The organism is Zooshikella harenae (assembly GCF_018837975.1).
GTDB classification, from domain to species: Bacteria; Pseudomonadota; Gammaproteobacteria; order Pseudomonadales; family Zooshikellaceae; genus Zooshikella; species Zooshikella harenae.
In genome coordinates this window covers 17,886-30,781 of record NZ_JAGSOY010000003.1, presented here as the reverse complement: position 1 = coordinate 30,781, position 12,896 = coordinate 17,886, and the positions used below count along the sequence as shown (strand labels likewise).

The 12,896-nt window shown below is 43.5% G+C and carries 13 protein-coding genes; all 13 read left to right on the top strand.

Annotation, left to right across the window (positions count from 1 at the left end; translation table 11 throughout):
- Window positions 1-94: 94 nt before the first annotated feature.
- The 13 genes from ccoN (at window position 95) to KCG35_RS01925 (ending at window position 12,867) form a co-directional block, all read left to right on the top strand.
- Entirely contained in the window at window positions 95-1,522 is a 1,428-nt protein-coding gene (ccoN, locus tag KCG35_RS01985; RefSeq protein WP_215817990.1) for a cytochrome-c oxidase, cbb3-type subunit I, read from the top strand.
- Window positions 1,523-1,537: 15 nt separating this feature from the next.
- Window positions 1,538-2,245 (top strand): cytochrome-c oxidase, cbb3-type subunit II, encoded by a 708-nt coding sequence (ccoO, locus tag KCG35_RS01980; protein ID WP_215817989.1) that lies wholly within the window; start codon window positions 1,538-1,540, stop codon window positions 2,243-2,245.
- Window positions 2,245-2,430: a cbb3-type cytochrome oxidase subunit 3 gene (locus KCG35_RS01975; RefSeq protein WP_230408955.1), complete on the top strand. Its 186-nt coding sequence runs from the start codon at window positions 2,245-2,247 to the stop codon at window positions 2,428-2,430. The genes ccoO and KCG35_RS01975 overlap by 1 nt, the downstream gene beginning before the upstream one ends.
- Entirely contained in the window at window positions 2,423-3,412 is a 990-nt protein-coding gene (ccoP, locus tag KCG35_RS01970; protein WP_215817988.1) for a cytochrome-c oxidase, cbb3-type subunit III, read from the top strand. The genes KCG35_RS01975 and ccoP overlap by 8 nt, the downstream gene beginning before the upstream one ends.
- Before the next feature lie 113 nt (window positions 3,413-3,525).
- The gene (ccoG, locus tag KCG35_RS01965; protein WP_215817987.1) at window positions 3,526-4,935 is read left to right on the top strand and encodes a cytochrome c oxidase accessory protein CcoG; all 1,410 of its coding nucleotides are present in this window, start codon (window positions 3,526-3,528) and stop codon (window positions 4,933-4,935) included.
- 11 nt (window positions 4,936-4,946) lie between these two features.
- A complete protein-coding gene (locus tag KCG35_RS01960; protein WP_215817986.1) occupies window positions 4,947-5,507 on the top strand; it encodes a FixH family protein in 561 nt (186 codons plus the stop codon).
- 15 nt (window positions 5,508-5,522) lie between these two features.
- On the top strand, window positions 5,523-8,057 hold the full coding sequence (locus KCG35_RS01955; RefSeq protein WP_230408949.1) for a heavy metal translocating P-type ATPase: 2,535 nt from the start codon (window positions 5,523-5,525) through the stop codon (window positions 8,055-8,057).
- Between the two features lie 19 nt (window positions 8,058-8,076).
- Window positions 8,077-8,274, top strand: coding sequence for a cbb3-type cytochrome oxidase assembly protein CcoS (gene ccoS, locus KCG35_RS01950; RefSeq protein WP_215817985.1), 198 nt, complete (start codon window positions 8,077-8,079; stop codon window positions 8,272-8,274).
- A complete protein-coding gene (locus tag KCG35_RS01945; RefSeq protein ID WP_215817984.1) occupies window positions 8,267-8,995 on the top strand; it encodes a sulfite exporter TauE/SafE family protein in 729 nt (242 codons plus the stop codon). The genes ccoS and KCG35_RS01945 overlap by 8 nt, the downstream gene beginning before the upstream one ends.
- Window positions 8,996-9,105: 110 nt before the next feature.
- A complete protein-coding gene (gene hemN / locus KCG35_RS01940) occupies window positions 9,106-10,488 on the top strand; it encodes an oxygen-independent coproporphyrinogen III oxidase (RefSeq protein WP_215817983.1) in 1,383 nt (460 codons plus the stop codon).
- Between the two features lie 115 nt (window positions 10,489-10,603).
- Entirely contained in the window at window positions 10,604-11,365 is a 762-nt protein-coding gene (gene fnr, locus KCG35_RS01935) for a fumarate/nitrate reduction transcriptional regulator Fnr (RefSeq protein ID WP_215817982.1), read from the top strand.
- A 20-nt stretch (window positions 11,366-11,385) separates the two neighbouring features.
- Window positions 11,386-11,919 (top strand): adenine phosphoribosyltransferase, encoded by a 534-nt coding sequence (locus tag KCG35_RS01930; RefSeq protein WP_215817981.1) that lies wholly within the window; start codon window positions 11,386-11,388, stop codon window positions 11,917-11,919.
- Window positions 11,920-12,372: 453 nt separating this feature from the next.
- Window positions 12,373-12,867 carry a hypothetical protein gene (locus tag KCG35_RS01925; protein ID WP_215817980.1) on the top strand — a complete coding sequence of 165 codons (495 nt, stop codon included), beginning with the start codon at window positions 12,373-12,375 and terminating at the stop codon, window positions 12,865-12,867.
- Window positions 12,868-12,896: the final 29 nt, after the last annotated feature.

Sequence of the window (12,896 nt, the reverse complement as noted above, 5' to 3'; positions counted from 1 at the left end):
AGCTGACTTCAGTGCGCCCTATTGCCTTCGCTTCACCAGCCTACCACCACTTCACCGTTTTTATTCCGGAAGTCGCAACTTATGGAACCGTAACATGAGCACAGCAACCAACCATACAGAGTACAACTACAAGGTCGTCCGCCAGTTTGCCATTATGACGGTCATTTGGGGGATCGTTGGTATGGCAGTGGGTGTATTCATTGCTGCCGAGCTGGTTTTCCCAGACTTGTCAGCAGGGATTCCCTGGTTAAGTTTCGGTCGATTGCGCCCCTTACATACCAACGCTGTTATCTTCGCCTTTGGCGGATGTGCATTGTTCGCAACATCCTATTATGTCGTACAGCGCACCTGTCAGGCTCCTTTGATTTCTAACGCATTAGCCGCTTTCACCTTTTGGGGCTGGCAGCTGGTTATTGTCGCAGCCGCCATCACATTACCACTGGGGATTACCACTTCCAAAGAATATGCTGAGCTGGAATGGCCCATCGATATTTTAATTACTGTGGTCTGGGTCTGCTATGCAATAGTCTTTTTCGGCACCATCATGAAACGCCGCACTAAGCATATCTATGTTGCTAATTGGTTTTATGGTGCATTTATTATCACGATCGCCCTGCTCCATATTATTAATAATATGGAAATTCCAGTAACCCTGTGGAAATCTTATTCTGCCTATGCAGGTGCTCAAGATGCCATGATTCAATGGTGGTATGGTCACAATGCTGTTGGCTTTTTCCTGACAGCAGGCTTCCTTGGCATGATGTATTACTTTGTGCCCAAGCAAGCGGGTCGCCCTGTATATTCTTATCGCCTTTCTATCGTACATTTCTGGGCTTTGATTGCGATCTACATCTGGGCTGGTCCTCACCACCTGCACTACACCGCTTTACCCGACTGGGCACAAACTCTGGGTATGGTCATGTCACTTATTCTATTAGCTCCTTCTTGGGGCGGTATGATCAACGGCATGATGACACTATCTGGCGCATGGCATAAGTTACAAACTGACCCCATTCTGCGTTTCTTGGTGGTATCTCTGTCCTTCTACGGTATGTCCACCTTCGAAGGTCCGATGATGTCTATCAAAACAGTAAATGCCCTGTCCCATTACACCGACTGGACAATTGGACATGTACACTCAGGTGCACTGGGCTGGGTTGCAATGATTTCAATTGGTGCTGTATACCACCTAATTCCTCGTCTGTTTGGCAAAGAAAAGATGTATAGCACTGACCTCATAAATGTTCACTTCTGGTTAGCCACCATTGGTACCGTATTGTACATCGCCTCGATGTGGGTTAACGGCATTATGCAAGGCCTTATGTGGCGTGCAGTACATAAAGACGGCACATTGATGTACAGCTTTGTTGAATCTGTTGCAGCCAGTGAGTTTGGCTACATTGTCAGAACCATCGGCGGTCTATTTTTCCTAACAGGCATGTTCTTTATGGCTTATAACACATGGCGCACTGTGAGTGAGTCTGATCCAGAACAAGTTCGTGCTGCAGCACAAATGGCTTAAGGGAGCAGTACACCAATGAAAAACCATGACATTGTTGAGAAAAATGTTGGCCTGATGGTGATTTTAATCGTAGTTGCCATTAGCTTTGGTGGCCTGGTTGAGATCGTCCCTTTGTTCTTCGATAAGGCCTTGACTGAAAACAAAATGGCCTATGAGCAAAATCTCAGTGGTGGTGAGCAGGAAGTCGTTCAGCTTACTGTAAATCCCTACACCCCATTACAGCTTGAAGGCCGTGATATTTACATCCGAGAAGGCTGTGTAGGCTGTCACTCGCAAATGATTCGTCCATTCCGTGCAGAAACAGAACGCTATGGACACTATTCATTAGGTGCTGAGAGTATCTACGACCATCCATTTTTATGGGGTTCTAAACGTACTGGTCCTGATTTAGCGCGGGTTGGTGGGCGTTACTCCGATGAGTGGCACCGCGCGCACTTAATCAACCCTAGAGATGTGGTTCCAGAATCTGTTATGCCTCCTTATCCATTCTTGGCAGAAAATGTTTTAGATGGCAAACATACCGCTGCCAAAATGGAAGCACTTCGTAAAGTAGGTGTTCCCTATACGGATGAGCAAGTCAGTTCAGCTTCGGCTAATGTTGCCGGGAAAACTGAGCTTGATGCTTTGGTTGCCTACCTTCAAGTCTTGGGTACTTATGTGCCAAGGGGTATTCGTGGTGTAAAACCCGCTTCAGCTCTCCCTACAGCAGAGGTGGCTGAGTGATGATAGATATCAATACCTTACGCGGCTTGGCAACAGTGTTTGCCATGATCGCTTTTTTAGCTGTGTGCTTTTGGGCTTATAGCAGTAAGCGAAAAAAACAGTTTGATGAAGCCGCCAATTTACCCTTTATGGATGAATTTGCCAGCCCAAACTCTGCCAACCAGGAGCTAAAACATCATGAGTAATTTCTGGACTGGGTGGGTTTTTGTGCTCACCCTGACTTGCTTAGGACTAATTGTTTGGTTGTTATTTGCTACTCGCCGTAGACAACGGCCAAATCTCACAGAGCAAACAATGGGCCATAGCTTTGATGGGATTGAAGAGTATGATAATCCTTTACCTCAGTGGTGGTTTTACTTATTTGTAGCCACCATTGTGTTTGGCGCTGCCTACCTGGTTCTATTTCCAGGAATACTGCCAGGAAAATTTAATGGGATTCTGGGCTTAGTTGCAAAAGATCAATACCCTGATGGCTGGTCATCAACCATGCAGTATAAAAATGAAGTAAAACGCATCGATGATCAATATGGCCCTGTATTTGACCAATACACAAAAACGCCCATCCCTGAGCTAGCCCAAAATGAAACCGCTGTTACTATTGGTAAACGTGTATTTGCCAACAACTGTGCTATTTGTCACGGCTCTGCAGCGCAAGGTCGTTTCGGCTTTCCTAACTTAAGTGATAATGACTGGCTGTACGGCCATGAAGCAAAGACTATCAAAACGACTTTACTAGAAGGTCGCCGAGGTCAAATGCCTGCTTGGGGCCAGTTTATGTCTAACCAGGAAGTCACCAACGTTTCCCTTTACGTTCGTTCATTAAGTGGGGTTAAAACCAAAGCAACTGAAGACCAGCTAACCAAAGGCAAAGAAGACTATATTGGCAAATGTTCAGCTTGTCATGGTGTTGAGGGTAAAGGTAGTTACCTGAATGCCAACATCAGTAATGATATTGGCGCTCCCAACCTGACTGATAACATCTGGCTTTATGGTGGAGCACAACATCAAGTTGAGTACACAATTCGTAATGGTCGAAATGGTGCTATGCCTGCTTGGAAAGACGTACTTGGTGAAAACCGAGTCCACCTAGTAGCGACTTACATCTACAGCTTGGCTCAAAAAGCAAAACAAGCTGAAAACGCTACAAAAACTGCGCAAGCTAAGTAAAAAAACCTTCCTTCAGTTGCCTGGTGTTTTTTATCACCAGGCAGCTTGGCCAAATAAGTGCGTATGGCCAAAACCATCCTACACTCACGTTGTTTCTTAGCAGGCTCAAGGATATGTCGCAAGATAGTGTAAAAGACCGTGAAACACCCGAAATGATTGAAGTGGTTGATCTTTACCAGAAAAAAGACAAGATCTACCCACGAGCGTTCAAAGGTGTTTTTCGAAATTATCGTATCATCGGCGGCACGTTGTTATTTCTGCTTTACTTTGGTGTAGCTTGGCTCAACTGGAATGACCGACAGGCAATTCTGTTTGACCTACCTGAACGCAAATTTCATATTCTCGGCATCACTTTCTGGCCACAAGATTTTATGCTCTTGTCATGGCTACTAATTATCTGTGCCTTCGGTTTATTTTTTATTACTGTTTGGGCTGGCCGGGTTTGGTGTGGCTACGCTTGCCCACAAAGTGTTTTTACCTGGGTATTTATGTGGGCTGAGCGGATAACAGAAGGTGACCGCAATAAACGAATGAGGCTGGATAAAGCCCCTTTCACTGGTCAAAAATTTCTAAAAAAATCAGCTAAGCATATGTTGTGGGTACTTATCGCACTCGCTACTGGCTTTACTTTTGTAGGTTACTTTTCTCCGATTCGCGATCTGATTCCAGCCTTCTTTAGTGGTGAAGCCAGTGGCTGGGCCTACTTTTGGATTGCCTTTTTTACACTAGCAACCTATGGCAATGCCGGATGGATGCGAGAACAGGTCTGTATTTATATGTGCCCTTACGCTCGCTTCCAAAGTGTCATGTTTGACAGTAATACACTTATTGTTTCTTACAACTCACAACGTGGAGAAAAAAGAGGTCCTCGTAAAAAAGGAGCAGACTACCAACAGAAAGGTTTAGGTGATTGCATCGACTGCCAGATGTGTGTACAAGTCTGCCCTACCGGTATCGATATTCGCGATGGACTGCAGTATGAGTGTATTGGCTGTGCAGCATGTATTGATGCCTGTGATAACATAATGGAACGCATGAGTTATCCAAAAGGGCTCATTAGTTATACAACACAAAATACTTTGGCGGGAGAAAAATCAGCGCTATTTCGCCCCCGGCTAATGGGCTACATGACTGCCTTGCTTGTCATGATTGGACTGTTTAGTTACACCATATCTGATCGAATACCAGTTGGGCTAGAAGTCATTCGAGATCGCAGTAGTTTATACAATAAAACAGCTGATGGCTTTATTGAAAATCTATACACGGTGAAAGTCGCTAATATGGACACTCAACCCCATCAGTATGCTTTAAAGATCGAGGGATTAAATAGTCCAATTATCGAACCCAAACAGCATATTCAGGTTGAAAGTGGCTTGGTTGAAGAGTTCATTATCCGCATCAAGGTTAAAGCTGATGTGATAAAACGACCTAATAGTACATTTGTTTTTTCAGTTCAGGCGAAGGATGATGAAGCAATCAAGACGACTCAAGAAAGTCGCTTCCTCGCTCCTGCTTCGCAGTAAAGAGTAATAACATGGCACAAAATCACCCTCTTTCCTCAGAAGATAAAAAGCATGGCCGTTTTTGGCTAGGCTTTTTATTGGCTATTCCTATTTTAGCTATCATTCTGGGTAGCTCATATATTGCTATTGCAGTTCGTAATGCTGATTCACTGGTTGTTGATGACTATTACAAAGAAGGCTTGGCCATAGAAAAAGAGCTGAAGCGAGACCGTCATGCTCAAGCTCTAGGACTCACAGCGAAGGTATATTTGGATAATGCACAAAAGCGGGTAAGAATTACACTCTCGCCAGATCAAGACAATATGCCTCGTGCTTTAACGCTAAGCTTTATATCGCCAACCTTACCCGAAGAGGATGCAACACTCCCTGTTCAACTCAACATAGATAACGAGTATGAAGGCTTTCTGCCTCACGAAATAACGGGTAAGCGCTATATTCACCTTGAAACGCCTAAAGCAGTGGATAAACAAAAGCACCGAGAAGGCTGGCGCTTAATTGGCGGCAGTTATATTGATACAACATCGATCACCATCGCTTTACAACCTGCCACAATGAAGATTGCAAACGAGTAGGTTATTAGGTGTAGTATGGCAAAACAAATGGCAAATCAGTCGACGTGCTACCACTGTGGTGAAACTATTTCTGGTAAAGCGCCCTGCTTTGCCGTTATTAATGGCACATCACACCCAATGTGTTGCCCAGGTTGCCAATTTGTTGCAGAAGCCATAGAAGGAGAAGGACTCGCCCACTATTATCAATATCGAACTGAACAAGCACTCAAGCTAGGCCAAGATAAAGCACCTACCACTGACTACACCGTATATGATCGTAAAGCCCTTCAAACTCAGTTAGTGAGTCAACAGCTCAATGGGCAATGCCATGTAAGCTTAAGTATTGAAGGCATCACTTGTGCTGCTTGTATCTGGCTGCTAGAAAAACACTTAAATCAACTCAAAGGTGTTGAGCAGGCCTCAGTTAACCTCACAACACATCGCGCTTATATTCAATACCTTCCTGAGCACGTTAAATTAAGCGAAATCATGCAACATATCGCTTATATTGGTTACTTGCCACACCCTTTCTCCATGGACAAGCAGCAACAACTTGCACAGCAGGAATACCGCAAATCTATTCGCCGCTTAGCCGTTGCCGGGATAGGTACCATGCAGGTCATGATGTATGCCATCGCATTGTATGCTGGTGCTTTGCAGGGGATGGAAGACAGTTATCGTGATTTTATTCGGTGGGTTAGCTTTCTCTTAGCAACACCTGTTGTCTTTTATGCTGCGCAACCATTTTTTAAAGCCGCTTGGCGGGATGTAAAAGCACGCCACTTAAGTATGGACTTCCCTGTTGCTACAGCCATTGGCGCAGCCTATACAGCCAGTACCTGGGCCATGCTCACGGGTTCTGGTGAAGTCTATTTTGACTCTGTGTGCATGTTTACCTTCTTCTTGTTAATCAGCCGTTTTCTTGAAATGCGAGCACGTCACCATACAACCCAGCAAGGTTCTGGTCTTTTAAAGCTTCTACCTGATAAAGCAACACGCATTGATGATAATAGCCAAGAGCAGGCAATAGCGGCAATAGAAGTTGAGATGGGTTACACCCTGCGCATCAAGCCAGGTGAGCCCGTACCTGCTGACGGTGTTATTATTCAAGGACAAACGACATGTAACGAAGCGATGCTAACCGGTGAATACCTGCCGGTTACCAAGCAAGTCAGCGATACTGTTTTAGCAGGCACAATCAATGTCGAACATGCCATTGATATCCAAGTAACCGCTACAGGCCAAACCACACGTCTAGCGCATATCGTTTCTTTACTGGAGCAAGCCCAGCAAGAAAAACCATTTATTGCACAACTTGCTGATCGCGTGGCCAGTTATTTTGTTACTGCAGTGATACTGATTGCTGCAGTGGTTTACAGCTACTGGTCACAACATAACCCTGCCGATGCCTTTTGGATTACGCTGGCAGTGCTGGTTGTCACCTGTCCTTGTGCACTTTCACTGGCAACCCCAACTGCACTCACTGCAGCCATGGGTAGACTCTATCAACAAGGCCTCCTCATTACAGGCAACCATGTACTGGAATCACTTACGCATATAAATCATATTATTTTTGATAAAACAGGGACTTTAACAGAAGGAAAACTAACACTGGAGCAAGTGATACCCACAAATAGCACACTGTCTCCAGAAACTATGCTAGACCTTATTGCAGCACTTGAAGCCCACTCTGAACACCCAATAGCCAAAACATTTGCTGAACGAGCAACCCCTCTTCGAGCAAAAAGTGTTACTAATCACCCAGGTTATGGTATTGAAGGTAGTATCTCTTCTCACCCAGCAAGCTCAAATGACAGCAATCCAGAAATACGAAAAGCACAACGATACCGGGTTGGTAAGTCTGTATTTATTTGCTCATGGCTAAACATTCCTCTACTTGATCCCCCGGAGCCTGTGGGGCAATGGCTACTCTTTGCCAGTGAACAAGAAGTGTTAGGCTGGATCAAACTGGCTGATACTTTGAGACAAGATAGTGCACACACTATCCATGACTTACAACAGCAAAATATGCAGCTTAGCTTGTTGAGTGGCGACCAGCCTAATGTCGTCAAGCGTGTGGCAGAGACACTATCGATTTCATCCTGGCAAGCCAATATGACGCCAGAAGATAAACTTGCACAGCTACAAACACTGCAACAACAGGGCAAAAATGTCTTGATGGTTGGGGATGGCATCAATGATGTACCTATTCTTGCAGCCGCTAATGTATCTGTATCACTTGGCTGCGGCAGTGATTTGGCGAAAAATACAGCAGATATTGTTCTGTTAAATAACCAGTTAAATAGCCTCCTTACTGTATTTGATATTGCTAAACAAACCCGTAATACCATTCGCACCAACTTAGTCTGGGCACTGAGTTATAATCTTGTCGCTCTCCCTTTAGCCGCTTGTGGTATTATTCAACCCTGGATGGCTGCTATTGGTATGGCGAGTAGCTCATTGCTTGTCGTTGCAAACGCCTTACGCTTGACTCGCACAAGCAAGTGCTCAACCAAACAACACCTTCAGACTCAGCCTTCTCAAATAACGCCTCTGGAGACTGCGCCCTGACAAGAGAAACTATGTACTCATGGATATTATCTACTTACTGATTCCACTCGCCCTTATTTTTGTTGCGGTTGCCGTTTGGGCATTCTTCTGGGCTGTTGATAATGGACAGTATGATGACCTTGAAAGCCCGAGCCACAGTATTCTCTTTGATCAAGAGCCTTCACCACAACAACCAACACCTTCTAAACAAGCATCAGAAAACAAAGCAAATGATTGATTTTAGTAGTTACGGCACTGCATTTCTGTTGGGGTTATTAGGTGCAGGACACTGCCTTGGCATGTGTGGTGGACTAATGGGAGCACTTTCTCTTTCGACGCCTTCTGGAAGTTTATCCAGCTTTTATCTTGCTCTTTTTAACTTAGGGCGAATTATTAGTTATGCGCTTGCAGGTTTATTACTGGGGTCATTTGGGTGGGCTATCCAGTCACTGGGACTAGGAGCAGGTTTAAGAACTTTTGCAGGCCTATTATTAATTGCAATGGGACTCTACCTAGCCAACTGGTGGCGTGGATTGACCTACTTGGAAAAGGCTGGTGGACATCTTTGGCTCTATATAAAACCGCTAACCCAAAAATTCATGCCCATTAAATCATTCAAACATGCACTTATTCTTGGTGGACTTTGGGGATGGTTACCTTGCGGCTTAGTTTACAGTTCACTTACCTGGGCTGCCGCTACAGGCAATACTTGGAAAGCCGCGACCTTAATGGCTACCTTTGGGCTGGGAACATTACCTATTATGATTGCCTCAGGTTTATTTGCCCAACAACTACATCGCCTGTTAAATAATCGCGGTATTCGCCAGCTGCTAGGAGTTTCTGTCATTCTTTTTGGCTGTTGGACCATACCTGGCCCTCATCAAGCTTGGCTCATGTCAGTTACTCAATCATTATTATCCAATACTAACCCCCCTGTTACACATCATATGTCGCATTAGTAGTTATAACGTGTGTCTAGCTAAATTGCGCTTGATGCACATCAAGACAAACCACACCAAACGTACCTAAACTGGTCTCCTGAATATGATTAGGAGAGGCAACTTTAATTATGGTGCAAGCGCTTGAGTGGGACAGTCAATTGATTCACCGCTACGCAGTAAACGGTCCAAGGTACACATCGTACCCAACCGCCGTTGAGTTTACTGCACCATTTTCCGAAGCAGCCTATTTAAATGCAGCTAAGCAAAGCAAGCAGTTAAATACGCCTCTTTCGCTTTATTTTCACATTCCATTTTGCTCTAACATTTGCTATTACTGCGCTTGTAATAAGGTTATCACGAAACAGCGTAACCAGGCGGTGGGCTACATTAAAAACCTTATTCGTGAGATGCATTTCCATGCAGAGTACTTTGGGCAACGAGAGGTAACTCAACTACATTGGGGTGGTGGAACACCCACTTATTTAAGCTTGGAATTAATGCAGCAGTTAATGGAAAAAACGAATGATTATTTCCAACTTGTTGATGATGCGAGTGCTGATTACTCAATAGAAATAGATCCAAGAGAAGCTGACTGGGCAACAATGGGCCATTTGCGCCAGTTGGGCTTCAACCGTATCAGTCTGGGGATTCAAGATTTTAATCCTGTCGTACAGCAGGCTGTAAACCGTGTTCAAACTGAAGAAGAAACTTTAGCGGTTATTGATGCCGCACGAACACTAAGCTTCAAGTCCATTAATGTTGATTTAATTTATGGGTTGCCTCATCAAAACACTCAAAGCTTTTTGACTAGCTTAAACAAAGTCCTTGAGCTGGCGCCTAATCGATTATCCATCTTCAACTATGCGCACCTCCCTGACCGGTTTAAACCACAACGCCGAATTAATGAAAAAGATTTACCAACACCTGCTGAAAAGCTTTCCATTCTAAAACATACTATTGAGCACCTTATCGATGCTGGTTATGTGTATATTGGGATGGATCACTTTGCACTGCCAGATGATGAACTGACAGAAGCGAAAGTCACAGGGCAGCTTCATCGCAACTTTCAAGGCTATACCACGCATAAAGAGTGCGATCTGTTGGGCTTTGGTTGCTCGGCTATTAGCCAGATAGGCAATACCTACTGGCAAAACCTGTCAAAATTGAATGAATACAGTCAACAAGTAAGTCAAAACGTCTTCCCATTTCAGCGTGGTTTTGTTTTATCGACAGAAGACCTTCTTCGTAGAGAAATTATCAGTCAGCTGATTTGCCACTTTGAGCTAAACATTCCTCAAATAGAGCAACAGTTTGAAATTGATTTTAATAAACATTTTGCTTATGAGTTAGAAGCATTACAGTCAATGGTAGATGATAGCTTGCTTATCATTAATAAAGACAGCCTATTGGTGCAGCCAAAAGGTCAACTACTCATCCGTAATATATGTATGGTATTTGATCAATACTTGGCCGCAAATAATGAAACAACGCGCTTTTCGAAAGTAATATGACCTCTTCTTAGTAATTCCCGTTGGAGTTTTTAGTAGTTTCCCCTACAATAGCCTCTAATCAGATACTAGCATTAAACATATATGACGACGGAAGTTGATTAGAGGCCCTCACAGCATGACGTCGAAACCTACTGTAAAACAGTTCAATCAAGTGGCCTGTAAAGAGTGTGCATTGCAACCTCTTTGCTTGCCTATCGCTTTAAATACCGAAGATATTGATTTACTTGATAAAATCATCAAACGGGGACGCCCTTTGCGAAAAGGGGAGCACCTGTTTCTTGAAGGAGATAAATTTACTTCCATTTACGCTGTCCGCTCTGGAGCACTGAAAACCTATACCTCTACTAATGACGGTGATGAACAAATTACTGGTTTTCACTTGCCTAGTGAGTTAGTAGGAATGAGTGGTGTCGACAGCGATGCCTATCCTGTTTCTGCTCAAGCTATTGAAACAACAACAGTTTGTGAAATTCCTTTTGACCGCCTGGATGAACTTGCGGAATCTTTGCCTGAATTACGTCGTCAATTAATGCGGATTATGAGCAAAGAGATTCGTGAGGATCAGCAAATGATGCTTTTATTAAGCAAAAAAAATGCTGATGAACGTATTGCTACTTTCCTTGTCAACCTGGCAACACGCTTTAGACGCCGCGGCTACTCATCTCAGTCATTCCGACTCCCCATGTCTCGCAATGAAATGGGTAATTATCTGGGTCTAGCCGTTGAAACTGTCAGTCGCGTTTTCACCCGTTTCCAAAAAAATGGCTTAATTGTCGCTAATGGTAAAGAAGTCAAAGTTGTTGACCCCATTAACTTGTGTTCTTTAGCAGGGGGTAAACCTGTTGAAGTTAAGAAAAATGGCAGCACTGATACCTAACAATAAGTAATCCGCTTTCTATGATTTTTGACGAATATTATATTAAGTCATTAATACGTAGTGTTAATGATTGGCCAGCACCTGGTGTTGTCTTTCGAGATGTTACTCCCATCTACCAGTCTCCCAAAGCACACAGAATGGTTATTGATAGTCTGATACAACGGTATGTAGACACTGAAATAACCCATATTGCGGCGCTTGATGCACGTGGTTTTTTGCCTGGTGCTGTTATCGCCTATGCGCTAAACAAACCGTTAGTTTTACTTCGCAAGCAAGGCAAGCTCCCTGCTGAAACAGAAACGGAAACCTACGACTTAGAGTATGGGCAAGCTACCATCGAGGTACAACGTGGAGCGTTGGATGCAAATGACTCAGTCCTGCTCATTGATGATTTAATTGCAACGGGTGGAACGCTACTTGCTGCGGCTACACTGATAAGGCGGTTAGGTGCCCACATATATGAGGCAGCCGCTATTATTGATTTGCCAGACTTAGGTGGTAGCACGAAATTACAAGATGCCAATATTCCAACGTTTACACTCTGTGCGTTCTAGGCTCTATTAATACCACTCTCAACCAATAGTTGACTCTACCAGGTTAATAACCTGGTAGTGGGCTGTTTTTCTGCACTAAATATGTAAAAGACCTCCAATCAAAGCAAATTTAACTTTACCACTTACAAATCTTCACCTCCCCGTCATACTTTTGTCTTTAAAACAACATACATGTTTGAATAATTGACACCATCATTCAGGAGAGCCATAAAAAAAATAGTCCAAGGCGATTTTCGCTCGTGATTACTGTAGCTATTTTTGCTTTTTACATGGACTAAATGCACTAACTCAACAAGTTACAGTGACTTTTGTAAAAAATAGGCTAGCTTAATGGGAAAGGTAATTATAAAAACAAGTGATTACTTTCCATAAACAGCCCTACCTGTAGATTGGTCAATATTATGCATGGCTTCCTATATAGAGATTTTAGGGCTGCGATAAGAGAGTGAGACCATGGGAATCTGTCCAGATGAACTTCGCCACTATGTAATTAAACCCACATTAGACTATATCGATATGTGGTCCCCTTTTGCAGAAAACCTTCTACTGGGGACTGCGGCACAAGAGAGTGGATTAGGCTTTTACTTGAAGCGTAGGAAGCAACGCTCATTAGGCATCTACTGTATTACACCAATGATGCATAAAAATATATGGGACCGCTATTTAGTTAAACACTCTGACTTAGCAAGTAAAATTCGCGGGTTAGCCAGTCAACATGAATTTCTTGCGAACCCACATGCTGAGCTCGCTACTAATTTATCCTATGCAACAGCAATAGCTTGGTTAATTTATAAACGTAATCAAAACTTCATTGAATCTGAACCCAGTAATATTTATACGCTAGCCAAATGTTGGCGACGTTTTTATCATGTAAGACCTCAGGCACATCTAGAATCATTTATACAGCACTATCAAACTTTAATTTTAAATAACAGTGAAGCAGCATAGTTGTTTAGATATTCACTGCAATGACAGGG

Coding starts and splice junctions, on each gene's coding strand:
- ccoN (WP_215817990.1), top strand. CDS start 95: ATGAGCACAGCAACCAACCATACAGAGTACAACTACAAGGTCGTCCGC.
- ccoO (WP_215817989.1), top strand. CDS start 1,538: ATGAAAAACCATGACATTGTTGAGAAAAATGTTGGCCTGATGGTGATT.
- KCG35_RS01975 (WP_230408955.1), top strand. CDS start 2,245: ATGATAGATATCAATACCTTACGCGGCTTGGCAACAGTGTTTGCCATG.
- ccoP (WP_215817988.1), top strand. CDS start 2,423: ATGAGTAATTTCTGGACTGGGTGGGTTTTTGTGCTCACCCTGACTTGC.
- ccoG (WP_215817987.1), top strand. CDS start 3,526: ATGTCGCAAGATAGTGTAAAAGACCGTGAAACACCCGAAATGATTGAA.
- KCG35_RS01960 (WP_215817986.1), top strand. CDS start 4,947: ATGGCACAAAATCACCCTCTTTCCTCAGAAGATAAAAAGCATGGCCGT.
- KCG35_RS01955 (WP_230408949.1), top strand. CDS start 5,523: ATGGCAAAACAAATGGCAAATCAGTCGACGTGCTACCACTGTGGTGAA.
- ccoS (WP_215817985.1), top strand. CDS start 8,077: ATGGATATTATCTACTTACTGATTCCACTCGCCCTTATTTTTGTTGCG.
- KCG35_RS01945 (WP_215817984.1), top strand. CDS start 8,267: ATGATTGATTTTAGTAGTTACGGCACTGCATTTCTGTTGGGGTTATTA.
- hemN (WP_215817983.1), top strand. CDS start 9,106: ATGGTGCAAGCGCTTGAGTGGGACAGTCAATTGATTCACCGCTACGCA.
- fnr (WP_215817982.1), top strand. CDS start 10,604: ATGACGTCGAAACCTACTGTAAAACAGTTCAATCAAGTGGCCTGTAAA.
- KCG35_RS01930 (WP_215817981.1), top strand. CDS start 11,386: ATGATTTTTGACGAATATTATATTAAGTCATTAATACGTAGTGTTAAT.
- KCG35_RS01925 (WP_215817980.1), top strand. CDS start 12,373: ATGGGAATCTGTCCAGATGAACTTCGCCACTATGTAATTAAACCCACA.